Source organism: Aquimarina sp. ERC-38 (assembly GCF_026222555.1).
In the GTDB taxonomy this organism is placed as follows: Bacteria; Bacteroidota; Bacteroidia; order Flavobacteriales; family Flavobacteriaceae; genus Aquimarina.
The window spans coordinates 1,147,769-1,173,491 of record NZ_CP098511.1; the positions used below are offsets into that span (position 1 = coordinate 1,147,769).

A 25,723-nucleotide genomic window follows, 5' to 3' on the forward strand; every position below is an offset into this window, starting at 1 on the left:
TATTTTAAGCTCTCTCAAAGATACTTAATTTCTTAAAAAGGTAAAAGAGCGCAGTAAGCGGAATTCCTGATCAATCTACTAAAACCTTTAGGTTATCTATATGATAACGGGTGGTGGCTTCGGGGTCAGACCCCTTATAGACAAATGCAATTTGTATTTTACCAGTCAAACAGGAAATTGAAATGGGACCTACCGATTCAAATGTTCCAAAACCTTCCGGGTTTCCATCGGGAATGACGGCATCCAACAAGGTCCATTGTGTAGTGGTAATGTCACCGGTAAATTGAGTTGTAATATAAGGTGTCAGAATATTTCCGTTATCAAAACTAGCTTGTATATCCAATATAATATATGCGTTTGTAGTGCCTTCCAAATTAATTTCAGGAGTTACCGCCCAAACTTCAAAATCCGTTTCTTTTGAGTTAAAACCTGATATTTCTAAATAAGAATTACCGCTAAACGAACCGGTATCATATGCTAATTTGCCATCTTTAATATTTCTATTTAACCAACCTTCTTTTAGCAAGCTGTCTATCGATTTTTTAGTGAAATTTTCTTCGTATAAAACATTTTTTGCTACGCTACTATCGGGACAAATCAATACATCCGGGTCACATCGGTTTTCATCGGATAAATGTAGGTCGGTAGGGGTATTAATTTTTATATTATAAACTTCCCCAAAAAAGTTTCGGGTCAAAATTCCGATAACAGAACCTTTCTTTGTTGGAAGGGTCAAAGCCTTAAAATCTGAAAATGTACTGGAACTAACTATGGTTTTTTTATCAGACTCGCAATGTTCCAGGATGCGTTCTCCGTTAAATTCATCTCTGGCTTCTGCAGCATAGGTAAAGATATGGTCTGACCTTACTTGTTTTCGATTAAATTGTACATTTTCTAATTGAATAAAAGTACATAACGGATTCTTATCAAAATCCTCTATTTGAATAGTTTTAGGTTCAATAAGCCCAACTTTTGAGGAGCGTATGATAATTTCTTCTTTTAAAAACTGTGAGATTTTGTTAATTCGGTTATTTTCTAAAATTCCCAAAGTGGGTATTCCATTTTCTATACCTAAGGAAAGGTTATTTAATTTGATGTAAATTTTCCTTCCTTTTTCATACGAAATATATAGAGGACTATCATCAATCAGAATACGCAACCCAGCGTTGGGATTGGCAGGTGTACTCTGAACATATAATTCTTCAAAAAAGTTACCGGCAGCATCATCTGATATTACGTAAGCTTGTAAATACCAAGAAGAATCCGAAAAGGTAAGCGCACTATTTCCTAAATTCACTTCTTGTTCTAACGAACTGAGCAGTGATTTAATTTCTACAATTTCTCCTTCAATTACAGGTTCTTCAATGACCAAAGGTGGAATTTCAAATTCGGTTTGATCCGTACAAGAAAGTAATCTGCTTATTAGTAGCAGTAATATAAAAATTCGTGTAATATTAAGTAATTTCTTAATCATAGTTTGATTGTTAAAAACGAACATAAACGTTGGCAAAATAGGTACTACCATACCCGTAAAAGTATTTGTTACCAAAGAGAGGTGTTTTACGGTTTGCCTCTTCTAAAGCGGTTCTATAACTCACTCTCCGAGATTGTTCATAACCCCCACTTCGGTAGCTTTTGTTTAAAAGATTAGAAACTGTTAGAAAAAACCCTAAATAGTACTGCTTTATACGCCAGGACTTCCCTCCCACCATATTTACCGTCCAGTAATCCGGTAATTTTTCTTGTTGTAAAAAGGATTTAGTAGTAGCTTCTTCATAATCATTAAAAACAGTATTCGACACCGGATCCAAATTAAAGTTGGTTGTTCTTTTTAAAGCACTTGGGGCTACAAAAGAATTTCTAAAATAGTTAGTTGTCATCCCTATCCACCAAAATTTCGGGTCTCTGTAATCAAAACCTACCTGATAAGCTTCCTGAGGTCCTCTGGCAATTTTGTAATTTTTAAGAAAGACTTTACCTACTTTAAAATTCCCCTGGTCAATAGCGACTTGAAGATCAGGATTGTTCTGATACGTAAAACTTCCGATAGCAGCAACGGATTTTAAAGTAAGGGTAGGAACTATTTGGTAAGAGATGCCTAGTTCTAATCCACTATGTACTTTGTGAACTTTTGTCAAACTTTCTTGTACAAAAGCGGCGGTTTCAGCTAGTTCTTTGATAGCTAAAGTTTCAGTAAAATAGAAATTATTTTTAGTTGCATCTTTTATAATCGTATGATATCCGGTCAATTGTAATTTGACTAATGGAGATTGTAAAAAGTAACTACCTTCCATAGCCAAATTTGTCTCGGGTTGTACTTCTGATAATATATGATTGCTTTTACGAATATTAGTAAAGGTTTGCTGTGCCGTAGGTTTTTGTTGTAAATACCCGGCATTTACCTGAACCGAATGACGCCCGTTGATTTGATAAGCAATTCCAGCTTTAAAGGATGGGTGGAAAAAAGAAACTTTTTTGCTTTCACCCAAGGATTGATCTCCCGGAAAATACCCGTTTTCAAAAATTCCGTTACGGCGGTAAACCGTCTGATTAAAGTTGGCTCCTAGGAATGTAGCAATTTTTCCCAGGCGAATTTCAGTCTGTAAAAAAGAGTTATATTGACTTGCATGTAGTTCATAATGATATTTAAACCGTTCTCCTTCTCCAACTACTCTGTTTTGATTTTGTAGATCGCTTTGCGCTTTTGACAACAAATTTTCCTGGTCAGTATTCTTGTCATCTAAAGCAAAAACATTTAGGTCTAAGTATGGGTTTCCCCCTAATAAGCTTTCAACTTTAGCAAAATTGGTGCTTTTCACTCGGCCATAAGACAATCCCCCTAAAAATCTGATATGATCTTTTAATTGATAGGTAAAATTTGAATTTATATCAAGTTGTAAGTCTTCTTTTTGATCATTATATAAAACATAGATAGCATTGTTATTCTTTTGCGCCTGCAATTGATTAGTTTCTATGATTTTATCCCAATTAACTTGTCCGTTATTTTGAAAAAAATTTAGAGCCTGCAATACCTGATGATCATTAAATAAGGTGGTTGAAGTATTACCGAAGAAACTTGGTAAATTAGCCTGATGCACCGGATTGGTATGTACTGACCTGCTTCCTCCCACTACAAAATTTTGATCATCGGTAGTGATTAGGTTTACCCCGGTATTATCGATTCGAGAGTCTTTTTGAATTCCTTTTCTTAATGCTACCGTAGATTGTAGTTGTAGCTTGTGCTTTGCTTCGTAGTTATAAGTTAAAAAAATACTAGGTTCTTCAATACTCCTGGTTTTTGAATTTTTAATTTCACCATTAAAGAATCCCCAGTTGGGATTATAGGTATTTCCTTTAAGATCAAACACTTCTTTAGTGAGTGCACTACTACGACCTCTGCTATTTGGAGTATACCAGGTTGCTAATTGTAAACTATGTTTATTTTTCCACTGATTTTCTACCGAAGCAAAAACAGCATTCGCATCATAAGGAGTACCTTCTACAAACCCTTGTTCCGCAAATCTTTTGGATATGGTAAATGCATAGGCCCATCCGGAAGCAGATAATCCGGAAACATAGGTTCCCATAATTCTATTACGATAAGTTCTGTTTGAAGAGGCATACGATACCCGCCCTCCTTCTCTAAGTTGTGAAGGAGATAAATTGATGGTAGTAATTCCGGCTAAATTTCCAGGATGATTTTCAGCGGTACTTAATCCTAGCTGATTATGCTGATTGCGTAAAACATCATTGATACCTCCCCAAGCGCTCCATTGTGGTCGATTATCATAAATTTTAGTCATAATAACACCATTAAAGCTAAGTGTATGGTAACCAGCATCTAGTCCCCTAGGACGAAAGAAAGCACTACTAAAGTCATATGCGGCAGCCCGGCTAAACACATCTTGGGAAGATTGTAAAAGACCGCCGTTAAAATAGGAAATATCGTTTTCCTCGTTTTCAATAGCATCATCGGTCAAAATAATTAAACCATTATCATTTTGTGCTAATGTTGAGTCTGACTGTAAATAGATTTGAGATAACGCAATAGGTGCATTCGTAAAAACTAGGGGGTATTTTTTAGTCAAAAAACCAGGTTTTTTGACCAATAGAATATGTTGTCCAAACAGTTGGCTAGAAAAGGTCAATAAAAAATTGCCATTCGTATCTGTTAGCGTTTGTAAATCAGTACCTTTTACGACTACCTCTACATTTTTAATAGGTAATTGTGTGGTTTGATTGAGTACTGTTCCGTATAAAGCTTGTGACTCTTCAAATTGTTGTGCTATACCGAAGCTAACGGTAAAAAGTGCAATAAAGAAATAAGTATTCATATTCCATACTGCCCAATTTTAAGAATACTTTGTGAAGTTATTTCCCAGCACAAAATTACACTTTATACGTAATTTACCAAATTTAAAATGTATTTTTATCCGAAATTAAGTTAAAAGTGTCCCCGAAATTAGTTTCTATTATTTGTTTAATCGTCGTAAAATTCGCGGCTATAAGCCAGCGTGAACATGCTTATCGGATTCATACCGTAGCATTTTATAACCTGGAAAACCTTTTTGATATCTACGATAATCCTATCACCTTTGATAACGACCGAACCCCCGAAGGTACGGATCACTGGACGCTAGAAAAATATCAGCATAAAGTAACAAACCTGGCAAAAGTCATTTCAGAAATCGGGGTAGAAAAGGCACGAAATAGTCCTATTTTGATAGGTTTGGCAGAAGTTGAAAATCGGAAGGTATTAGAAGATCTAGTAAATGAGCTAACTTTAAAACCTTTTCAATATCAGATCATACATTATGACTCTCCGGACCGCAGGGGGGTTGATGTAGCTTTGTTATACCAACCTAAGTATTTTAAATTCAAAAAATCCCGTACGTACGAACTAAAGTTGTATGATGAAAATGATCTTTCTAAACGCATTTATACACGGGATCAGTTGGTTGTCAGTGGATACTTAGAAAATGAACTGATCTATATTATTGTGAACCATTGGCCTTCCAGAAGGGGTGGTGAAGCGCGGAGTAGTTATAAACGAGAACAAGCTGCCCGATTGAACCTTCGGATTATGGACTCTATTTTTGACATAGATCCTTACGCCAAAATTATTACTATGGGCGACTTTAATGATGATCCCAATAATAAAAGTATTACTAAAATCCTAAAAGCTAAATACAATAAAAACAATGTTAGGCTTCGCGAATTGTATAATCCGATGGCAAAACTTCATAAAAAGGGTATTGGTTCCCTAGCTTATGGAGATAGTTGGAACCTTTTTGATCAATTAATTTTTTCCAAAAGTTTTGTTGACAAAGATTTTACTACCTATCAGTTATATAAAACTGCCATTTTTAATCCTTTGTACTTATCTAATACTTCCGGAAAATATAAAGGCTATCCTTTTCGAAGTATGGTTGGACATCGTTTTACCGGAGGCTATAGCGATCATTATCCAGTGTATTCGTATTTAATTAAGCGGGTGGATTGAATTTTTAGTTGATTAGGCAGAAGGCACTAGGCAAAAGTTTATTTGTTGTTATTAGTTATTTGGTTATTAAGTTACTAAGTTATTGAGTTTATACTTCACTAAACTCGGAAGGTCAAAAGTTGTGGAACGAACTAAGGGCTGAGGCTCTCGAAGCCCGATTACAACTACATCCGAATAAACCCCAAAGGTTTTGAAAACCTTTGGGGTTTTAAGCTTTAAGTTATCTTAAAATCAAAAAGCGACCTAAATTTCAAGTCGCTTTTTAATTTACAATTCGTACAAAGACTATTTCACTTGTCCAAAAACAGAAGCGCTACATTGAGTATCAGCAAACTCTTCAAAGGTCTGACCTTCTGGAATATCAATATCTTCTTCACTTTTACCTAATCCCGGTATCTCTGCAGAAACCTTAGCAGTTCCATTGCCATTATCACAAATAGTACTTTTGATTCCTAATACTTCACATTCTTCGCAACCCGCTTTTGCTCCATCATCTTCATCATCATCTCCACAAGAAGTGAATCCTAGAGTTACAACTACAAATAAAGCAGGTAAAATAAATTTTTTCATAATTTGGGGTTTTTAGTTTATTTTTCAGATGCGAATATATAACTAAAAACTAATCGTTAACAATAAATTATGTTAAAATTGAGTATTATGTCGTGTTTTAATGTTCTTTATCTGATTTATGAATCTAACACCTCCGTAGTAACTACTCTTTGAACATCTTCTACATCTATAGGTTTTCCTATGTAAGCCAAGAAACAATTTTCGGTAACTTTAACTTTATACTTTTTCTTTTTACTAGCAGATAGAATAGTAATCTTATCGCCTTCTTTTATAAAAAGTGGTACCATTTCTTCATTCTCATAAGATAAACTGAGCAAAGACTTATAATGCTGTTCGTCATCTATTTTAATTTCTAGTATTCCCGGATATTTTTCCGTTAAATCTACTAATCGGTTATAGTCATCCGTATGAGAAAATAAAGCTTCGGCAGGATTCTTAGTAGAATCGTTCATTTCTTCTTTACTAATCAATCGAAACGAACCGTTTTCTCCAAATTGTTCCCTAAATTTATCAATGGCAAACTTGTTGATTTCGCTATTTCCGGTAAGTGCCATTAAATATCCTACATCGTTTAGTTCTATATTATCTTTTAACTGATCATTATAGATACTGGCTTCAATAGCTTCTAGTCCTAAATTTTTTGCCTTTTTTACATTGTTCTTATTACTATCAACTAAAACTACATGACGGTTATTCTCTTCAAGATATAAAGCAATCATCCGAGAAAGCTTAGAGGCGCCGATCATTAAAATCCCGTTAGATTTATATAGAAACACACCTACCAATTTGGCAAACAATCGTGCGGTCGTTGCATTTAGCAGTACCGTACCTAAAACGATCATAAATACCAGTGGCGTAATATATTCCGCTCCCGGTTCTCCTTCCTGTGCCAGGCGTAACCCAAATAAGGAGGCGATACCTGCTGCTACAATCCCTCTGGGACCTACCCACGAGATAAAAAGTTTTTCTTTATAGGTTAAACCGGAATTGATCGAACTTAGAAAGACACCTAGCGGTCGTACAATAAAAACAACGCAGGCAAATAATAAAGCGGCTTCCCAATTATAAACCCGGTATAAATCTACCATATTCATATTTGCAGAAAGCAATATAAATAATATGGAAATTAGCAATACACTTAGCGATTCTTTAAAATATAAAAGTTCATCCAGATTAGGTAATTCCATATTTCCCAAGACCATACCCATAATTACTACAGATAGTAATCCGGATTCATGAGCAAAAGTATCAGATAATACAAAAACACCTAAAACTGTTGCCAGCGTAAAAACGTTTAACAAGTAATGCGGAATTACTTTTTTCTTAATGCAAAAAGCCAACCCATGAGCAAAGGTAAATCCAAAGGTAAATCCAAACAACACAATTTTACCAAATTCAAGCAGTGCTGTTTGTGTAAAGGCCTGCCCCTCTCCTACACTAATAAATTCAAAAACCAATACAGCAAACAATGCTCCGATCGGGTCAATTAATATCCCTTCCCACTTTAACACCGCAGAAATATCTTTTTTTAACGGTATATTTCGTAAAATAGGCGTGATTACCGTTGGACCCGTCACAATAATTAATGCTGAGAATAAAAAGGAAATCGGCCAACTTAAATCAAAAATAAAATGAGCAGCAAATCCAGCTCCAAAAAAAGTGATAATTACAGCAACTGTAATTAACTTTAGAATTACCGGTCCTACGTTAAGTATCTCGCCCCTTCTTAATGTAAGACCTCCTTCAAATAAGATTATGCTAATTGCCAGCGATACGAAATAAAATAAACTTTGACCCGGAAATAAACCGTTTTCTCCATTCCAGATCGGTTGGATTAATTTAGTACCATCTTCTGTATATAACGTAGAGATAGGTCCAACTAGTAAACCTATTAATATTAAAGGTAAAATCGCCGGAATTTTAAATTTCCAGGCAACCCATTGTGCTAATATTCCTAGAATGATAATTCCTGATAATTCTACCATAAATCAGAATTTTAAAATTAATTCAGGAAGATATTGTTTTTTTGTCTTTCTTCCGACTTTAATTGCCATCATTTTGTACTTATTCCGTCTCACGGTTATCAATTAGATCACGGTAGTGTAGAATACTTCTGAAATTTGTTAAAAGGCTTACAAATTAATTTCATTCCATCTACTTTTTTCTATTTTGCACGAATTTCGATAATTATACCTATAAAACGTAGTATTTTTATTGTTCTTAAATGAAAATCAGAAAAATTTTATAATCTTTAAGGGTAAATGAAACTATATCCCATTGAAGCCGGAAACTTTAAGCTTGACGGAGGTGCTATGTTTGGCGTAGTTCCCAAAAGCATTTGGCAAAAAACTAATCCCGCAGACCAAAATAATCAGATACCCCTGGCTACCCGGTGCCTATTGATAGAAAATGGTGATCAGCTTATCCTGATTGATACCGGTATGGGCAATAAACAATCCGAAAAATTCTACGGGTATTACCACCTTTGGGGAGACTTTTCTTTACTGTCCTCTTTAAAGAAAGCTGGTTTTCATCCTGATGATATTACGGATGTGTTCCTAACCCACTTACATTTTGATCATTGTGGGGGTGCTATTATAACTAATAATAACGGTAGTTTACAGCCATTATTTAAAAATGCGAAGTACTGGAGCAATCAGGCACATTGGCAGTGGGCAATAGCACCTAATCCACGGGAAAAAGCTTCTTTCTTAAAAGAAAATATTTTACCCATAGAAGAAAGTGGTCAATTACATTTAATTGATCCAGTTAAAGGTAGTTTTATCGAAAACACGGCATTGAACTTTGGTGTGACTTTTGTTAATGGTCATACGGATAAGCAAATGTTGCCTCATATTCAGTATAAAGATAAAGTAATTGTTTTTGTAGCAGACTTATTACCTACGGTGGGTCATATTCCATTACCCTATGTGATGAGTTACGATATTCGACCTTTAGTAACAGTTGATGAGAAAAAAGAATTTTTAGAAAAAGCTGCGGATCAAAATTGGTATTTATTTCTTGAACATGATGCGCACCACGAAATTATAACGGTAAAACGAACCGATAGAGGAATACGCTTACATGAAACCTATACTTGTAACGAAATATTTAATTAAAACTATGAATTTTAGAGAGTCCATAAAAAGATATATTTTACTTAGTTTACTTACGTTAGCTTTAATTGGTTGTGGGTCACCTGCAATCATTTCTACTCCTATTGAGAGCATTGATAATATTCCGCTTAAAATAACCCCCTTAACTTCACAAGAACTTAAAACTTGGGGAGCCGGAGATCTTATCAAAGATACCATTCCGGGAATGAGTGTAGACCGGGCTTATAAAGAAATTTTAAAAAATAAAAAAGGGCAAACCGTTATCGTGGGTGTCATTGATAGTGGTACTGATATTGAGCACGAAGACCTAAAAAATGTGATTTGGACAAATTCCGGCGAAATTCCGGGAAATAATAAGGATGATGACAATAATGGGTATATTGATGATATTCACGGATGGAATTTTTTAGGCGATGCTGAAAATGAAAACCTGGAATACACGCGTATTATTAAAAAGCTAGGGTCAAAATTCGAAGGAAAAAATATTTCTTCCATTAACCCTGAAGATACTGAAGATTACCAATTATATATCGAAGCTAAAGCAAAACATGCCGAAGAGTTCCAGGAAGCCTCCGCCAGAAAAGAACAATATGAACAAATCTATGAGCAAACTAAAGGCTCTCATGAAAAAGTGACTAAACTCTTAGGTAAAGAAGATTATACCCTGGAAGAACTGAAACAAGCTTATCCTAAAGAACCGGAAATGCAACAACATGTAGGTTTATTAATGCAGATGTATGGATTTTTAGAACCTGGTGAAAGCATTCCTGACTTTTTAAAAAATATTAAAGAAGGAATTACTCATTTTACTGAGCAATTGGATTATAATTTAAACCTGGATTTTGATGGTCGTGCAAAAGTGGGTGATGACGTAGAAGATATTACAGACATAACTTATGGTAATGCTAATGTGATGGGTCCGGATCCTAAAAAGAAAGGTATTAAGCATGGAACTCATGTGGCTGGCACTATTGCAGCAGAAAGAAATAATGGTATAGGAATGGATGGTATAGCTAAAAATGTGAAAATTATGGCGATCCGGGCGGTACCTAATGGAGACGAATACGATAAGGATATTGCCCTAGCAATTCGCTATGCCGTTGATAATGGTGCTAAGGTGATTAATACTAGTTTTGGTAAATATTTTTCAACGCATCCGGAATGGGTCTATGACGCTATAAAATATGCCGCAGAAAAAGATGTATTAATCGTAAATGCTGCGGGTAATGAGAGTGAAGATTTAGATAAAACGGCTGTTTATCCTAATGATCAAACATCGAATACTTCTGAAATTGCTGATAATTTTATTACTGTAGGTGCTTTAAATTACGAGTATGGATCCGGGCTGGTAGCTAATTTTTCAAATTACGGAAAATCAAACGTGGATGTTTTTGCACCTGGAGTCAAAATATGGGCAACAACACCTAATAATTCTTACGAATTTATGCAAGGTACGTCTATGGCTACTCCATCAGTTGCCGGTATTGCTGCATTGATCCGATCATATTATCCTAAGTTAAAAGCTTCACAAGTAAAAGATATCATTATTAATAGTGGTATTTCTACCAAATCGAGAGTGATGGTAGGTGGTGATTTATCCGAAGCCAAAGTTTTTAACGAATTATCAAAATCTGGTAAAATGGTGAATTTGTATAACGCCCTTATTCTAGCAGGAAAAACCTCAAAATCATAAGTATATGAACAAATTTTCATTTTTTATATGTATTATTTGTATACAAGTATGGGGTCAGAATAATACATCCTACTGGCAACAACATGTGGATTATCAAATGGATGTAGAGGTAAATGTTGAAAATTATACTTATACGGGTAATCAAAAGTTGGTGTATACAAATAATTCGCCAGATACGCTTACTACTGTTTTTTATCACTTGTACTTTAACGCCTTTCAACCTGGTAGCGAAATGGACGTAAGATCTTTATCTATTACTGATCCGGATGCCAGAGTACGAGATCGTATTAGCAAACTAAAACCGGACGAATACGGATACTTGGAAATTGAGAGTATACAACAGGATGGAAAGGTGCTGAAGCCTGAGGTATCCGGAACTATACTAGAAGTTCCATTAAACCAACCTATTTTACCAGGCCAAAAGACAGAATTTACTCTGGGTTTCAAAGGACAAGTACCTTTACAAATACGTAGGTCAGGACGAAATAATAAGGAAGGGGTTGCTTTGTCGATGACGCAATGGTATCCTAAAATGGTCGAATATGACTTTGAAGGATGGCATCCCAATCCTTACATCGGAAGAGAGTTTCATGGAGTTTGGGGTAATTTTGATGTAAAAATTACTATTGATTCCTCTTATATTTTAGGAGGGTCCGGATACCTGCAAAACGCAAATGAAATAGGTGAGGGGTACGAAAAAAATGGTGTTAAGGTCAAAAAGAAAAAAGGAAAAACCCGTACCTGGCATTTTATTGCCCCAAATGTTCACGATTTTGCCTGGGGAGCAGATCCTGAATTTTTACACGATAAAATTACCGCTACAAACGGAACGGAACTCCACTTTTTGTATAAAAATGATGATAAAATTATCGAGAACTGGAAAAAATTACAACCCTTAACCGTCAAGCTTCTTGATTATTTTAATAAAAACATTGGTACTTATCCCTATAAGCAGTATTCGGTGATCCAGGGTGGCGACGGAGGTATGGAATATGCAATGTGTACCCTAATTACCGGTAATAGAAAATTTGGTAGTCTGGTGGGTGTTACCGCACATGAACTGGCGCATTCCTGGTTTCAACATATTTTAGCAACAAACGAAGCTAAACATGAATGGATGGATGAAGGTTTTACTACCTATATTTCAACACTGGCTATGGACGAAGTAATGAAACAAAATAAACCGGATCCGTTAGCAGAGATGTACCAAGGCTATATTAAATTAGCTACCTCAAATGTAGAAAAACCTCAGACTACTCATGCAGATCGCTATGATACTAATTTTGCCTATGGTACTTCTGCGTATAGTAAAGGAGGTGTATTTTTAGCACAATTAGGATATGTGATAGGAGAAGAAAATCTTAAAAAAACTATTAAACAGTATTTTAATACCTGGAAATTTAAACACCCTACGCCTAATGATTTTAAGCGTATTGCAGAAAATATTTCGGGTATGCAATTGGATTGGTACTTAACGGATTGGACAAAAACGACTAATGTGATTAATTACGGGATTCGTTCTGTAACAAACAATCAGGATCAGGCGATTGTTACCTTAGAACGTATTGGTTCTATGCCTATGCCTATTGATATCATGGTAACCTATCAGGATGATAGCCAAGAATATTTTTACATTCCGTTGCAAATGATGAGGGGACAAAAAACAAATCCTTTTCAAAATACGAAGAGAACGGTTCTTCCGGATTGGGCCTGGGCATATCCCGATTATCAATTTAACATTCCAACTTCTGTTGATAATATTAAAACAATTGAAATTGATCCGTTACATAGAATGGCAGATGTACATAAAGCTAATAATAAGGCTGTTCAATAGCTTTTGGTCATATCTATAACCATTTATAATTTAAGGACTTGCAGATTATACTTAGATTGTTTTAAAATTTTTCCTGAATGAAAGCTACTTTTTCTAAAAAAGAAAAATTAAAAAGTACTAAAGAAATTGAGCTTCTGTTTCAGGAAGGACAAAGTTTAAAAAAATTTCCGGTGCTTTTGGTATATCGGGAAAGTTCAGATGGTAAAGAAATTGGTATTAAAGCAGCGGTTTCGGTAAGTAAAAAGAAATTTAAAAGAGCCGTAGACAGGAATCGTATTAAACGCTTGTTACGAGAAGCATACCGATTACAAAAAGCAGAAGTTTTAAACGAATGTACCAGAAGTTATTCGCTTATGTTAATTTATATTGGTAAAGAAATGCCCGATTATCATTTTCTATCAAAAAAGATAAATTTTCTTTTAAATGCTTTTGCAGAAAAAGTAAAGTAAAGACTTTTTAGTATCTTACTGTATAATTTAAATAACTTCAATACTTCCATACGAACTGTAATATGAAAAAGAAGATAGTATTGCTTTCCGCCATAGTTGGTATAGCGATCTCCACGGTAAGTTTTAAATCCGATTTTTTTGAAATTGCCAAACAGATAGAAATTTTTACTACCATGTTTAAAGAAATAAACATGAACTATGTAGACGAAACTAATCCGGCAGAACTGATTGAAACGGCTATTAATGCCATGCTAGATGACCTGGACCCATATACCAAATATTGGAATGAACAGGATGTAGAAGCTTCTAAAATTAGAAATGCCGGAGAATATACCGGGATAGGAGCTACGGTAAATACTACCAAGGATAAAATTGTGATCGTTGAACCCTATAAAGATTATCCTACGGACAAAGCCGGGTTAAAAGCCGGAGATGAAATTATCAAGATTGGAGATATCACTGTTTCGGATTTTAAAGAGGATGCCGGAGAGCTATTAAAAGGAGCTAGCGGTACCACTGTAGACATTACTTATATCCGACAAGGTGAAACTAAAAATACGGTATTAACCCGAGAAGAAATTGAAGTAAAAGCAGTTCCATTTTACACCTTGCTGGACGATAATACTGCATATATTGTGTTATCCAAATTTAATAGTAAAGCTTCTAGTGAAACTATTGAAGCCCTTAATGATTTAAAAGCAAAAGGGGCAGATAAAGTAATTTTAGACCTACGAGGTAATCCGGGAGGTTTGTTAAGTGAAGCTATTAATGTAACTAATATCTTTGTACCAAAAGGAGAACTGATTACTACTACTAAATCTTCTATAGAAAAATATAACAAAGAGTATTTTACAAAAAATAAGCCTATAGATACCGAAATTCCACTCGTTGTGTTAGTAAATGGTCGAAGTGCTTCTGCTAGTGAGATCGTCTCAGGAGGTATACAAGATTTAGATAGGGGAGTGGTGATTGGTGCCAGAAGTTTCGGAAAAGGCCTGGTACAACGCCCAAAAAAGCTTACCTACGGAACTCAGATTAAAATTACTATTTCCAGGTATTATACACCATCCGGAAGATGTATACAAGCCTTAGATTATTGGAACCGGGATAAAAATAACGAAGCTACCCGAATACGGGAACAGGACTTTAAGGCTTTTACCACTAAAAACGGAAGAACTGTTTATGACGGGGGAGGCATCCAACCGGATATTGAAATGGAAACGTCAAAATATAGCAATATCACCAATACCTTATTAGGTTCCGAAGCTATTTTCAATTTTGCCACTAAGTACTATTATAGCCATCCGAACATGACTATGGATAAATTTAAATTTACCGATAATGATTATCAAAAGTTTAAAGAATTTGTCAAGAATGCTAATATCAAATACGATACTAAAACGGAAAAAGCTTTAAAAGATGCCTTTGAAATTTCCAGAAAAGAAAAGCTAGACCAGGCGGTTAAAAAGCAATACGATGCACTATTAGCTACCATTAAAAGTACTAAAGAAAAAGATTTGGATACGTATAAAAAAGAAATTAGTACGTTGTTACAAGATGAAATTATTAAGCGTATTGCCTATCGAGAAGGTTTGTATACGTATTATGTAAAAAATAACCCCGAAATTAAAAAGAGTAAAGAAGTTTTAAGTGATGCGAATACTTATCAGAAAATTTTAAAGGGTTAAAATAAAGTCAAACCAAATCTATCATTACTCTTATGTTGAATAGATAGCTATTTGCTATGATGTAAGAATAGAAAAGTATAAAGAATTTTGATTTATTGGAAGCAGATACTTTGATAAAAATATTAGATCTAATTTTGAAATAGATGAAAAAAAACAATTGATTTAGTTTATGTTCTCTAACCCAAAATATCTTAATTTTCGGTATATGTCGTATAGGATTTTACATACCAGTATACTTTTTTGCTTTGTAGTAAGTGTTCAGTTTCAGGTATTAGCTAATCAACATTATTTAAAAGAAAGTAGTCGTTTCTATATATCTCAACAGGTAAAAACGCAAAATTTTGAAATAGAAGAAGGTAGTACTTCCGGTACCTTCATTGATAATATAAAATTGGAAGATCAGAAAATTACTGCTGTTTCTTTTATCCTTCAGCAAGCCGAATTTCTAGGAATTTCTCAATTTCCTAAAGGGGATTCTGAAGATGATCCGGAGTTTGATTCCATGCAAGTAGTGAAGGTAGATGCTACTTCAGGTGAAATTAAAGTTGATAACCCCAAGTATTTGTTAGCAGTTTTAAGTCCGTTATTTTTAAATGTTCAAATTACAGATTCGGAAGGAAAACAATATGACGCTGAGATTAATATTACCATTAACGATAAAGAAGTTGCAATCTTCAAAGAATACGAATTGAACTGGTCGCGCTTAGCCGACCATCCTAATGAGTTGTTTGAAGGTGCCGGAGGTTTTGTTAATAGTACCTTTTATACCTTTGGTAGTTTTACCCGTCGTTTTTCTCCGCGACCGGATGTACATGGTTACAATATTGATTTAAATTCCTGGATTCCTTTTAAAAATATGCCCCCGATGGCTGATGATTCTGGTAGCGGAGGGGCTACTCATATGGGATGGACGCATGATACTAACGGAAACATATACATTGCTGCAGGTTTTGCGGCAAATGCTTCTGGAACCGGGCAACAATTTGGGTCTAAACGGGTATATAAGTATGAAACTTCAACGGATGAGTATCAGGAATTACCATCGCTACCTATTGATCGATCGGCAGGTGCTTTACACTATGTTAATAACCGGTTGTTCTATATAGCAGGTACTAATAAGCCCAGAAATACAGATCAAGGTGATGTATTAGTTTTAAACCTGAACGATACGGAAAAAGGCTGGGAGTACCGTTCACCCATGCCCAATCCCAGGCATCATAGTGGTTCTGTACTCTTAAATGGAATGATCTATATGCTAGGGGGGCAAAAAGAACATGATGGTAAATTAGTACCACAAGATGATGTACATCGTTATGATCCGGAAACTGATACCTGGAGTTTTGTCACTGATATGCCCCAGGCCTTCAATCATATCCATGCTTCCACTTTTACTTATAAAGATTATATTTTTACGGTTGGAGGTCAGATTGAACATAATAAGGGAGGATATAGAGAAGTGTATGCGTATCAACCTTCTCAAAATGTTTGGGTACAATTTTCAGACCTACCTGTAGCCAGGTACGCCATGGTGGCAGATACTTTTGATGACCAAATTTATGCGGTAGGGGGTAATTTTTCAAAAAATATGTATGTAGCTTCTCTACCTGAAGCATTTATAAATCAAACCTTATCAACTCTTGAAACCACCCGTTCTACAATTACTATTTATCCCAATCCTGTAGAAACTGTACTTTCGGTTGATTTAACGGAGCAAAATCAATTAGGCATCAAAAAAATCAGTATTTCTGACCTGCAAGGAAAACAAATAACACTTCCCATCGAATTATATAAGCAAAATAAAGCTGTCGACGATCGTATTTATATAAACCTTCAAGATTTAGCTTCCGGGATGTATATTTTAGGAATTACTACTAAAACTGACCAGTTATATTATTCTAAAATTCTTAAAAAGTAACGTTCAATTTTAATCTTTATTCATTCTAATATGAGGAATACCATCTTCCAGGTATTCCTGAGAAACCTGTTTAAAACCTAAGGAAGCATAAAAATCATATAAATAACATTGTGCTGAAATAGTAATAGGTTGCTTACCAAATAAGTCATAAATACTTTGTATACTAGCATTCATAATTTCTTTTCCGAATCCGAATTTTCTTTTGTTCGGATCCACTACAACCCTTCCAATACTCGCTAAATCCGAGTAATCTCCCGGTTTAAAAATACGGGTATAAGCTGCTAATTCGTTCTGATAGTAACCAATAATATGTACCGCTTTTTGATCTTTATTATCCATGTCCTGGTATACACAATCCTGTTCAACTACAAATACTTCGGTCCTTAGTTTTAATATTTGATATAACTCTTCAAGTTGTATTTCACCAAAGCTTTTTATTTGAGTTTTTAAGGACATAGGTAAGTCAGATAGAATTTATAAGTTAAAGGCAGGAAGTAATCTTATCAACCCGATTTTGATGACGGCCACCTTCAAAATCAGTCGTTAAAAATGTTTCTACCATCTGTAAAACCTGTGGTATTGCGGTAAAACGAGCTGGAATGCATAAAATATTGGCGTTATTATGTTGCCGGGTTAAAGCAACAATCTCATTCGTCCAGCATAATCCTGCGCGGACTTCGGTATATTTATTTGCGGTCATACAAACACCATTACCACTTCCACAAATTAAAATTCCATAAGCTACTTTTTGATCCTGTACATCTTTTGCCACCGGATGCACAAAATCCGGATAGTCTACGCTTTCTGAACTATTTGTTCCATAATTAGTAACTTCATACCCTTTTGAATGTAAATACTCCACAATACTATCTTTATATTCCGTACCCGCGTGGTCGTTACCTATAGCGATCTTCATAATATTTTCAATTTATCTGCAAATATACTATAAAGGTTTTAGGTTAAATATTGGTAACAGTTCTACATGCACAATTGTTTCTGTTGACAAGTTGTTCTTAACCTAAGAGCTGTTTTGTTTATATCTTTTATTTAAAAATGAAAAGGTTTTTTGGAAATGAACATAATTATATTAGGTATAAAAAGGATCGATTTATCCGGTTCTTTTTACTTCTAATTATTGAAATGTTATTAGGTAAGGTAGAAGCATTATTCACATTAAAAATTGAAACTATTTATGACAAACTATTAATCAAATAGCTTTATCAACAATTGTTGATTATAATCTATATTACACAGATAATAAGTGTTTTAAAACATGTATAACCTGTTTATAAGAATGTAAAAGAACTAGGTAACTTAAAATCCAAGATTTTTGATAAAAAGATATACCGCTATTAACACTATATTATCATCATCATTTTTAATTTTTTTAAAAAGAAAGAAAAAGAATATATAGTAATAAGTGTTGATAAGATTAAAAGGTAGATGAAATTTGATTTTAAGAAAGTAACTTATATGTACCTACTTTTCAATCTGAAAAACCTTAGGATCCGATGTGCTATTAGAATCTTCTGTCATAGTCAATCTGGTTGAAGTTTCCTGATTGATAGTTTTATTAATATTCTTAGAGAAAATAAAAAAGCCTGCTAAAAAGATAATAGCAAAAAGGAATATAATTTTATGTATTTTCTTTACTTTCTTCATATACCAGCAAAGCAATGTACCAAATGCTTATAACAAATTTAAGTATTTTTTAAGAAACTAAACGTTCTTATGTAACATTCATGGAATTATTTTAATTTTAACTTTAAAATTGTGGTAAAAATAATTGAAGTATAAGAAATTTAGAAAGTGTCAAATTTGGTAGCAATAGGCTTTCGGTTTTCTTACTTTTAAATTTCATATTTATAATTTCAAATTATATTTTAATGGTCTACTTCTTCACTATTACTAACTTTTCTCATATTAAAATTACTTCTGTTTATAGCATGAATCTATCAATTATTACTCCTATATATAACTTAAATTCCCCCACTTCAGTTACATAAAAAAATGTTAAATAACTTCCTTTATTAGATTTAAAGCTCGTAAGTAAAGAGTACTTTAAAAGAAAGAAACCTTTAAAAACCCGTCCTTCTGAAATTTAGCTGTAATTTTATAGCATATAAATTATGAATGAGAAGAAAGAACAATAACCGGAAAAGAAGAAGTTCATCAAAAATTGAAAATATCACCTTAAGTATTCTTAAAGTCTTAAGAAACGAACCTGACAAAAGTTTTAACTATAGACAACTTGCTGCTAAATTTGGCGTAGATGATGCCAGCAGTAGAAATCAAATTATTAAAAAATTGGCGCAGCTTGCAGCAAAAAAAGAAATTACCGAAGTCGATCGGGGTAAATTTCAGATAGTTGCTAATAGAAATACATATCAAGGAGTCTTGGATATGAATTCCAAAGGGAACGGATATGTAAAAATCGAAGATTTTGAAGATGATGTTTTTATACCAAAAAATTGTTTAAATAAAGCCTTACACGGAGATCAAGTTGAAGTATACCTCTACAAACGAAGGCGAAAAGGAAAAAGTGAAGGCGAGATCACCCGAATCATCGAAAGGAAAAAGAATGAATTCGTAGGAATTATTGAAATACAAAAGAAGTACGCTTTTGTAAGTATTCAAGATCCTAAAATGTACACAGATATCTTTGTAGCAAAAAATAAAATTGGAGAGGCTAAAGATGGGGATATGGTACTGGTACGCCTTGACGAATGGCCCGATAAAGCTGACTCTCCTTTTGGTACCGTGCTTAAATTTTTGGGTATTCCCGGAGAACAGCAAACCGAAATGCACGCCATATTAGCGCAATACGGTTTGCCTTATGAATTTCCGGTGGAGGTAGAAGCTTTTGCCGATGAAATTGATACTTCTATAAAAGAGGACGAAATAAAAAAACGTAGGGATATGCGTAAAACCCTTACGTTCACCATTGACCCTAAAGATGCTAAAGATTTTGATGATGCTTTGTCTTTTGAAATTTTAGATAACGGAAATTATGAAATTGGGATTCATATTGCCGACGTTTCCCATTATGTAAAGCCCGGAACCATTTTGGATGAGGAAGCCTATGAACGGGCAACCTCAGTATATCTTGTAGACAGGGTTGTACCCATGTTACCGGAAGTTCTTTCCAATAATGCCTGTTCACTACGGCCGAATGAAGAAAAATATACGTTTTCCGCAGTGTTTGAAATTAGTGAAAATGCAGCGATTAAAAAACAGTGGTTTGGGAGAACAGTAACCTACTCGGATGCCAGGTTTGCTTATGAAGAAGCACAAGAAATTATTGAAACCGAAAATAATCAAATTTCAACAGAAGTTTCGATAACGGGTAAAGCTTATCAAACTGATCAAAAAATCGCGGATGCTATTCTTAAAATGAACCGGATTGCAAAAATCCTTCGTAAAAAAAGAATGCAGGAAGGGGCAATTTCTTTTGATAAGGTTGAGGTTAAGTTTAATCTGAACGAAGAAAATAATCCAACTGGGGTATATTTTAAAACATCAAAAGATGCTAATAAGCTAATAGAAGAGTTTATGCTATTAGCAAACCGAAAAGTAGCCGAATTCATTGGTAAACAAGATCCTAAAAAGACGTTTATTTACCGGGTTCATGATGAACCAAACGATGAGAAACTAGCTGATTTGCAAAGTGTTATTAAAAAATTTGGGTATAGCTTGAACTTGAAAGATAGAAAGAGCACCACGAAATCTTTAAACGGTTTGTTAAAAGATGTGATTGGGACTAAAGAGCAAAACCTGGTAGATACGCTGGCCATACGTAGTATGAGTAAAGCAGAATACACCACTCATAATATTGGACATTACGGATTGGCTTTTGATTACTATTCACATTTTACGTCTCCGATCCGACGCTACCCGGATGTTATGGCACACCGATTGTTACAACATTATCTAGATAAAGGTAAATCTGCTCCCGAAGAGGTGTACGAAGAAAAATGTAGCCATTCAAGCGACATGGAAAGCCTGGCTGCTAATGCTGAACGCGACTCTATTAAATACATGCAGATCAAGTTTATGATAGATCATAAAGATGAAGTTTTTCTAGGGGTAATTTCCGGAGTAACGGAGTGGGGAATTTATGTAGAAATCATTGCCAATAAATGTGAAGGTATGATTCGTTTAAAAGATATGAAAGATGATCATTATGTGTTTGAAGCTTCTGATTTTTCGGTGATTGGGCAACGTTCTAAAAAGGTTTATCAGCTTGGGGATGAAGTACAGGTAAAGGTAAAAAATGCAGATCTGGTAAAACGTCATTTGGATTTTATCATCATTCCGGAAGAAGATTAGTAATTAAATAAGGGCAACAATGAATACAGTAAAAGCTTCGACAAAGTTAAATATCCTATTTTTTATATATACGCTTATCATCACATCAGCTTCTGCACAAAAAGCTATAAATAGGGAAGTAGATGATTTTTATGAAGTAAAAGTCTTTGACCGTATAGAAGTTATCCTGGAGCAAGATATTGAAAACGGAGCTTCTATTACCGGAAGTAAAAAAGATGAGGTGGTTATGGTCAATAATGACGGGGTTTTAAAGATTAAAATGAACCTGGGACATATCTGGGACCCTAGTAATACTAAAGTAAAACTGTATTACAAATCCATACGCGTAATTGATGTAAATGAAGGGGCTTCTATCACTAGCAATACAATTATTGAAGAGGATAACTTGACGATAAGAGCACAAGAAGGTGGTAAAGTAAGAGCTGAAATCAAAACAGATAAACTGGACGCCAAAGCGGTAACTGGAGGCGAATTACAATTAAAGGGCTTAGCAAAAATACAAAAGGTTTCCGTACAGGCAGGAGGGCAGTACTTATGTAAGTATTTAGATACTGAAAACACCGAAGTAAAAATAAGTGCCGGAGGATTTGCAGATGTAAAAGCCTCTGAATTTGTAAAAGCCAATACCACGGCAGGGGGTGTCATTGAAATTTATGGAAATCCCAAAGAAATTGAACGTAAAAAGGTTTTTGGTGGAAAAATCATTGAAAAAAAATAAGTTGTTTCCTTAAATTTGTATAAATCCACCTGTCATGCTACAAGATATACAAGGAGCTATTGTTTTAGGAATTCTTCTTGCTTTCCTGATTGGCCCTGTATTTTTTGTTTTGTTAGAAACAGCTGCCCTTAAAGGATTTAGAGCAGCGATAGCCGTAGATCTCGGAGTTATTTTTGCAGATATCATTTTTATCCTGTTAGCTTACTTCGGAACCAGTAAGATTTTAGAAAAAATTAAAGATGATCCGGCTTTATTTATTTTTGGTGGCATGTTATTAGCTACCTACGGGGTTATTTCTTTTCTGAAAGAACGTAAAAATTACAACCGGGTAAGAGATACCAGTGTGGAAATCATCAATAAAAATAACTACATCAGATTGTTTATAAAGGGTTTCTTACTCAACTTTATTAACATTGGGGTTTTAGCTTTTTGGATTGGTATCGTGGTGGTAGCCGGGCCACAAATGGATATGAATACCAATCGGATTATCTTCTTCTTCTGTTTAGTATTAGGAACTTATTTTGTAGTAGATATTATTAAAATTTTACTGGCCAAACGTTTAAAAGAAAAATTAACTCCTAAACGAATCTACTTTGTTAAGAAAATAGTAAGTGTGGTAATGATTATTTTTGGTGGTTTTTTAATTGCCAAAGGTCTGATTCCGGATACGATGGAGAAGAAATTACAAGATCGATTTGAACAAATACGACCGGAATAATAAGAAAGTTGTAGAGGTGTCGAGCGGATTCGAACCGCTGTAGATGGTGTTGCAGACCACTGCCTAGCCACTCGGCCACGACACCCTTTTTCAACTAAGGGCAAAAGTATAAAAAATAATGACTTCGTACGGTCAATTTATCTTTTTTTCACTCTTTTGATCGTAACCATTTCTACATTGCCCCCTATAGGTGGGTTAATTTTTGAAACTTTAATGGTCACTTTGGTGATTAATTTCAATTCCTTTAGGATTCGGTTTAAAATACGTTCAGCTACATGTTCCAGTAGTTTGGACCTTATCGCCATTTCTTCCTTTATGATATAATTTAAATGTACATAATCCACCGTATCAGCAAGTTTATCAGAAACGGATGATTTCGATAGATCCGCTTTTATCTTTAAATCCACCCGGTAATCCGAACCTATTTTCTTTTCTTCTACCAGGCAACCGTGGTAAGCATAGACTTTGATATTTTGAAGAAGTATGGCACCCATTTTTTCTACAAATATACTAGATAACATAAGTTGTGCAAGCTTAAAATAATAGGTAATTTTGTGGCTTATACATCATTTATGGCTACCGAAAAACCGTTGAATTTTATAGAACATATTATTGAAGAAGACCTGAAGCTGGGAATGACTAAGGAAGCCCTTCGTTTTCGGTTTCCTCCGGAACCTAACGGATATTTACATATTGGTCATACCAAAGCCATTGGTATCAGCTTCGGACTGGGAGTAAAGTACAATGCCCCGGTAAACTTACGATTTGATGATACCAATCCTGCTAAAGAAGAACAAGAATACGTAGATGCAATCAAAGAAGATATCAGCTGGTTAGGCTATCAATGGGAAAAAGAATGTTATTCTTCAGATTATTTTCAGCAATTATACGATTGGGCAGTGCAATTAATCAAGGAAGGAAAAGCCTATGTAGATTCACAAACCGCTGAAGATATTGCCGAACAGAAAGGAACCACTACCGAACCCGGGGTAAATAGTCCGTATCGAGATCGATCAGTTGAAGAAAATATCAGGTTGTTAGACGAGATGAAGAAGGGGATGTATGAAGAGGGAGCGCACGTGTTACGAGCTAAAATTGATATGGCGGACCCAAATATGTTAATGCGTGATCCCCTAATGTACCGAATCCTTAAAAAAGAACACCATAGGACCGGAGATCAATGGTGTATCTATCCTATGTACGACTGGACACATGGGGAAAGCGATTACATCGAACATATTTCTCATTCCTTATGCTCGTTAGAATTTAAGCCACATAGAAAACTATACGACTGGTTTTTAGACCAGGTATATACCGGAAACTCTATCCGTCCGAAACAACGGGAATTCGCACGTTTAAACTTGAATTATACCATCATGAGCAAGCGTAAATTGCTAAGATTGGTAGAAGAAAATATTGTTTCCGGGTGGGATGATCCCCGAATGCCAACCATCTCAGGATTACGGAGAAGAGGCTACACACCAGATGCTATTAAAAATTTTGTGGAGGCCGTAGGTGTTGCTAAACGCGAAAATAGTATTGACGTTTCTTTGTTAGAGTTTCATATTCGGGAAGACCTAAACAAGAAAGCACCTCGGGTGATGGTCGTTCTTGACCCAATAAAATTAGTAATTACGAATTACTCGGATGGTCAGGAAGAGTGGTTACAAGCAGAAAATAACCCGGAAGATGAGGTGCAAACCTACCGGGAAGTTCCTTTTTCTAAAGAATTATATATCGAAAGAGAAGACTTTAAAGAAGAAGCTAACCGAAAATTCTTTAGGCTTACAATCGGAAAAGAAGTGCGCCTCAAGAATGCCTATATTATCAAAGGGGAGAAGGTGGTTAAAAACGACCAGGATGAGATCATTGAAGTTCATTGTACCTACGATCCAGAAAGTAAATCCGGAAGCGATACAGCGGCTGCAAAACGTCAGGTAAAAGGAACGCTACATTGGGTAAGTATACCACATGCCATACCTGTTGAAGTCCGTTTATATGATCGGTTGTTTAAACATGAATCTCCGGATAGCGATCCTGATCATGACTTTTTTCATTATTTAAACCCTGATTCCCTATCTGTAATTATCGGTTATGCGGAACCTAGCTTAAAAGAAGTAAAGCCACTGGAGCAATTTCAGTTTCAACGATTGGGTTATTTTAACGTAGACCCGAATACTACTGAAGATCATATTGTTTTTAATAAAACCGTAGGATTACGGGATACCTGGGCAAAAGTAAAACCTAAAGAAAACACTGTTCAAAAAAATACAAATAAACCGAAGTCAAATCCACAACAACCTGTTTCAAAAATAAGCACGCTAATCAAAGCTGGAAAGAAGTATACCAACCTTCCTGAAGAGAAGCAACTGAAACTTCGTAATCAAATTGTGAATGATGTTAAGGAAATAGAATTCTACGAACTAGAATCCTTATATAATACTTCGGTTAAAAAAACAGGTACCCGGATTGCCACGGTAATTGCTCTGGATGCCAAATTAGATATGGAAAATAATACACCAAACGAGGTAGCACAAGATTTTCTTAAAACAGCAGCTTCAGATAATCATGAATTGTTGGTAATAGAAGCAAAAAGGGTTTTAGAAAAGCATAAAATTTCGTAAAATAAGTGTAAACTATGAAATTGGAGGTAAAAGAAGCAGAAATAAATGATTTTGAACGAATTATTTCTTATTTCCATACGTCAAATAATGCTCATTTTAAGCTAATGGGGGCGGACAAATTGAAATTGCCAAACCCTGAAGATTGGAATACTATCTTAAAATCAGAATGTAAAAAACCGAACACCGAAAAAAAATTATATTATATAATCTGGTTATTGAACAACCAACCCATTGGACATAGTAACATTAATAATATTAATTACCGGAAAGAAGCTAATATGCATTTACATGTTTGGGAAGAGGAAAATAGAAGTAAAGGCTTAGGCTTTCAATTTTTAGAAAAGACTATTCCATATTATTTTATAAACTTTAAATTACAAAAACTACTTTGCGAACCTAACGCATATAATAAAGCGCCTAATAAGACTCTTATAAAATTGGGATTTGACAAAATCAAAACTTATGAAACCATTCCCGGATCTATAAATTTTAAACAGGATGTTACCAGGTATGAGCTAACCCATGATAGATTTAAGGAAATATGGGGAAGTAGTGGTATTTAATAT

Annotated in this window: 20 protein-coding genes and 1 tRNA gene; 12 read left to right on the top strand and 9 right to left on the bottom strand. The window is 34.8% G+C overall.

Annotated elements, in window-relative coordinates; all coding sequences use genetic code 11:
* Positions 1 to 70: 70 nt before the first annotated feature.
* Both NBT05_RS04955 and NBT05_RS04960 read right to left on the bottom strand, forming a co-directional pair.
* The gene (locus NBT05_RS04955; RefSeq protein WP_265772345.1) at positions 71 to 1,474 is read right to left on the bottom strand and encodes a DUF5689 domain-containing protein; all 1,404 of its coding nucleotides are present in this window, start codon (positions 1,472 to 1,474) and stop codon (positions 71 to 73) included.
* A 10-nt stretch (positions 1,475 to 1,484) separates the two neighbouring features.
* Complete coding sequence (locus NBT05_RS04960; RefSeq protein WP_265772347.1) at positions 1,485 to 4,334, bottom strand: TonB-dependent receptor; 2,850 nt, start codon at positions 4,332 to 4,334, stop codon at positions 1,485 to 1,487.
* Positions 4,335 to 4,450: 116 nt separating this feature from the next.
* Between NBT05_RS04960 and NBT05_RS04965 the strand changes: the two genes are divergently transcribed.
* The gene (locus tag NBT05_RS04965) at positions 4,451 to 5,503 is read left to right on the top strand and encodes an endonuclease/exonuclease/phosphatase family protein (RefSeq protein WP_265772348.1); all 1,053 of its coding nucleotides are present in this window, start codon (positions 4,451 to 4,453) and stop codon (positions 5,501 to 5,503) included.
* 285 nt (positions 5,504 to 5,788) lie between these two features.
* On the opposite strand, the gene NBT05_RS04970 is transcribed toward NBT05_RS04965, so the two are convergent.
* Both NBT05_RS04970 and NBT05_RS04975 read right to left on the bottom strand, forming a co-directional pair.
* Positions 5,789 to 6,073: a hypothetical protein gene (locus NBT05_RS04970; protein ID WP_265772349.1), complete on the bottom strand. Its 285-nt coding sequence runs from the start codon at positions 6,071 to 6,073 to the stop codon at positions 5,789 to 5,791.
* 116 nt (positions 6,074 to 6,189) lie between these two features.
* The gene (locus NBT05_RS04975; protein ID WP_265772351.1) at positions 6,190 to 8,058 is read right to left on the bottom strand and encodes a cation:proton antiporter; all 1,869 of its coding nucleotides are present in this window, start codon (positions 8,056 to 8,058) and stop codon (positions 6,190 to 6,192) included.
* Between the two features lie 276 nt (positions 8,059 to 8,334).
* Here NBT05_RS04975 and NBT05_RS04980 point away from each other — a divergent pair, with 276 nt between their 5' ends.
* The 6 genes from NBT05_RS04980 (at position 8,335) to NBT05_RS05005 (ending at position 16,768) form a co-directional block, all read left to right on the top strand.
* Complete coding sequence (locus NBT05_RS04980) at positions 8,335 to 9,192, top strand: MBL fold metallo-hydrolase (protein WP_265772353.1); 858 nt, start codon at positions 8,335 to 8,337, stop codon at positions 9,190 to 9,192.
* A 4-nt stretch (positions 9,193 to 9,196) separates the two neighbouring features.
* Positions 9,197 to 10,882: a S8 family peptidase gene (locus tag NBT05_RS04985; RefSeq protein ID WP_265772354.1), complete on the top strand. Its 1,686-nt coding sequence runs from the start codon at positions 9,197 to 9,199 to the stop codon at positions 10,880 to 10,882.
* Between the two features lie 4 nt (positions 10,883 to 10,886).
* Positions 10,887 to 12,716 (top strand): M1 family metallopeptidase, encoded by a 1,830-nt coding sequence (locus NBT05_RS04990; RefSeq protein WP_265772355.1) that lies wholly within the window; start codon positions 10,887 to 10,889, stop codon positions 12,714 to 12,716.
* A 77-nt stretch (positions 12,717 to 12,793) separates the two neighbouring features.
* Entirely contained in the window at positions 12,794 to 13,165 is a 372-nt protein-coding gene (gene rnpA, locus NBT05_RS04995) for a ribonuclease P protein component (protein ID WP_265772356.1), read from the top strand.
* A 62-nt stretch (positions 13,166 to 13,227) separates the two neighbouring features.
* Positions 13,228 to 14,853, top strand: coding sequence for a S41 family peptidase (locus NBT05_RS05000; RefSeq protein WP_265772357.1), 1,626 nt, complete (start codon positions 13,228 to 13,230; stop codon positions 14,851 to 14,853).
* A 205-nt stretch (positions 14,854 to 15,058) separates the two neighbouring features.
* Positions 15,059 to 16,768 carry a kelch repeat-containing protein gene (locus NBT05_RS05005; protein WP_265772358.1) on the top strand — a complete coding sequence of 570 codons (1,710 nt, stop codon included), beginning with the start codon at positions 15,059 to 15,061 and terminating at the stop codon, positions 16,766 to 16,768.
* 9 nt (positions 16,769 to 16,777) lie between these two features.
* Here NBT05_RS05005 and NBT05_RS05010 read toward each other — a convergent pair whose 3' ends face one another.
* The 3 genes from NBT05_RS05010 to NBT05_RS05020 form a co-directional block, all read right to left on the bottom strand.
* Positions 16,778 to 17,224: a GNAT family N-acetyltransferase gene (locus NBT05_RS05010; RefSeq protein WP_265772360.1), complete on the bottom strand. Its 447-nt coding sequence runs from the start codon at positions 17,222 to 17,224 to the stop codon at positions 16,778 to 16,780.
* Between the two features lie 25 nt (positions 17,225 to 17,249).
* The gene (gene rpiB / locus NBT05_RS05015) at positions 17,250 to 17,684 is read right to left on the bottom strand and encodes a ribose 5-phosphate isomerase B (RefSeq protein WP_265772361.1); all 435 of its coding nucleotides are present in this window, start codon (positions 17,682 to 17,684) and stop codon (positions 17,250 to 17,252) included.
* Positions 17,685 to 18,247: 563 nt separating this feature from the next.
* Positions 18,248 to 18,430, bottom strand: a complete 183-nt coding sequence (locus NBT05_RS05020) for a hypothetical protein (protein ID WP_265772362.1) — start codon at positions 18,428 to 18,430, stop codon at positions 18,248 to 18,250.
* 471 nt (positions 18,431 to 18,901) lie between these two features.
* Here NBT05_RS05020 and rnr point away from each other — a divergent pair, with 471 nt between their 5' ends.
* Genes rnr through NBT05_RS05035 form a run of 3 tightly spaced genes read left to right on the top strand, consistent with a single transcriptional unit; the run spans position 18,902 to position 22,533 of the window.
* The gene (gene rnr / locus NBT05_RS05025) at positions 18,902 to 21,097 is read left to right on the top strand and encodes a ribonuclease R (protein ID WP_265772363.1); all 2,196 of its coding nucleotides are present in this window, start codon (positions 18,902 to 18,904) and stop codon (positions 21,095 to 21,097) included.
* Between the two features lie 19 nt (positions 21,098 to 21,116).
* On the top strand, positions 21,117 to 21,815 hold the full coding sequence (locus NBT05_RS05030; RefSeq protein ID WP_265772365.1) for a head GIN domain-containing protein: 699 nt from the start codon (positions 21,117 to 21,119) through the stop codon (positions 21,813 to 21,815).
* Positions 21,816 to 21,849: 34 nt separating this feature from the next.
* Complete coding sequence (locus tag NBT05_RS05035) at positions 21,850 to 22,533, top strand: LysE family translocator (RefSeq protein ID WP_265772367.1); 684 nt, start codon at positions 21,850 to 21,852, stop codon at positions 22,531 to 22,533.
* Between the two features lie 14 nt (positions 22,534 to 22,547).
* Here the strand turns inward: NBT05_RS05035 and NBT05_RS05040 are convergent.
* Both NBT05_RS05040 and folB read right to left on the bottom strand, forming a co-directional pair.
* A tRNA-Cys gene (locus tag NBT05_RS05040) sits at positions 22,548 to 22,618 on the bottom strand.
* A 52-nt stretch (positions 22,619 to 22,670) separates the two neighbouring features.
* Positions 22,671 to 23,027, bottom strand: coding sequence for a dihydroneopterin aldolase (gene folB, locus NBT05_RS05045; protein ID WP_265773213.1), 357 nt, complete (start codon positions 23,025 to 23,027; stop codon positions 22,671 to 22,673).
* A gap of 78 nt (positions 23,028 to 23,105) precedes the next feature.
* On the opposite strand from folB, the gene NBT05_RS05050 reads away from it, so the two are divergent.
* Positions 23,106 to 25,157 carry a glutamine--tRNA ligase/YqeY domain fusion protein gene (locus tag NBT05_RS05050; RefSeq protein ID WP_265772368.1) on the top strand — a complete coding sequence of 684 codons (2,052 nt, stop codon included), beginning with the start codon at positions 23,106 to 23,108 and terminating at the stop codon, positions 25,155 to 25,157.
* Between the two features lie 14 nt (positions 25,158 to 25,171).
* Complete coding sequence (locus NBT05_RS05055) at positions 25,172 to 25,720, top strand: GNAT family N-acetyltransferase (RefSeq protein ID WP_265772370.1); 549 nt, start codon at positions 25,172 to 25,174, stop codon at positions 25,718 to 25,720.
* Positions 25,721 to 25,723: the final 3 nt, after the last annotated feature.

Excerpts from the sequence above, each read along its gene's own strand:
- NBT05_RS04955 (WP_265772345.1), bottom strand. The coding sequence starts at position 1,474 with ATGATTAAGAAATTACTTAATATTACACGAATTTTTATATTACTGCTA.
- NBT05_RS04960 (WP_265772347.1), bottom strand. The coding sequence starts at position 4,334 with ATGAATACTTATTTCTTTATTGCACTTTTTACCGTTAGCTTCGGTATA.
- NBT05_RS04970 (WP_265772349.1), bottom strand. The coding sequence starts at position 6,073 with ATGAAAAAATTTATTTTACCTGCTTTATTTGTAGTTGTAACTCTAGGA.
- NBT05_RS04975 (WP_265772351.1), bottom strand. The coding sequence starts at position 8,058 with ATGGTAGAATTATCAGGAATTATCATTCTAGGAATATTAGCACAATGG.
- NBT05_RS04980 (WP_265772353.1), top strand. The coding sequence starts at position 8,335 with ATGAAACTATATCCCATTGAAGCCGGAAACTTTAAGCTTGACGGAGGT.
- NBT05_RS04985 (WP_265772354.1), top strand. The coding sequence starts at position 9,197 with ATGAATTTTAGAGAGTCCATAAAAAGATATATTTTACTTAGTTTACTT.
- NBT05_RS04990 (WP_265772355.1), top strand. The coding sequence starts at position 10,887 with ATGAACAAATTTTCATTTTTTATATGTATTATTTGTATACAAGTATGG.
- rnpA (WP_265772356.1), top strand. The coding sequence starts at position 12,794 with ATGAAAGCTACTTTTTCTAAAAAAGAAAAATTAAAAAGTACTAAAGAA.
- NBT05_RS05000 (WP_265772357.1), top strand. The coding sequence starts at position 13,228 with ATGAAAAAGAAGATAGTATTGCTTTCCGCCATAGTTGGTATAGCGATC.
- NBT05_RS05005 (WP_265772358.1), top strand. The coding sequence starts at position 15,059 with ATGTCGTATAGGATTTTACATACCAGTATACTTTTTTGCTTTGTAGTA.
- NBT05_RS05010 (WP_265772360.1), bottom strand. The coding sequence starts at position 17,224 with ATGTCCTTAAAAACTCAAATAAAAAGCTTTGGTGAAATACAACTTGAA.
- rpiB (WP_265772361.1), bottom strand. The coding sequence starts at position 17,684 with ATGAAGATCGCTATAGGTAACGACCACGCGGGTACGGAATATAAAGAT.
- NBT05_RS05020 (WP_265772362.1), bottom strand. The coding sequence starts at position 18,430 with ATGAAGAAAGTAAAGAAAATACATAAAATTATATTCCTTTTTGCTATT.
- rnr (WP_265772363.1), top strand. The coding sequence starts at position 18,902 with ATGAGAAGAAAGAACAATAACCGGAAAAGAAGAAGTTCATCAAAAATT.
- NBT05_RS05030 (WP_265772365.1), top strand. The coding sequence starts at position 21,117 with ATGAATACAGTAAAAGCTTCGACAAAGTTAAATATCCTATTTTTTATA.
- NBT05_RS05035 (WP_265772367.1), top strand. The coding sequence starts at position 21,850 with ATGCTACAAGATATACAAGGAGCTATTGTTTTAGGAATTCTTCTTGCT.
- folB (WP_265773213.1), bottom strand. The coding sequence starts at position 23,027 with ATGGGTGCCATACTTCTTCAAAATATCAAAGTCTATGCTTACCACGGT.
- NBT05_RS05050 (WP_265772368.1), top strand. The coding sequence starts at position 23,106 with ATGGCTACCGAAAAACCGTTGAATTTTATAGAACATATTATTGAAGAA.
- NBT05_RS05055 (WP_265772370.1), top strand. The coding sequence starts at position 25,172 with ATGAAATTGGAGGTAAAAGAAGCAGAAATAAATGATTTTGAACGAATT.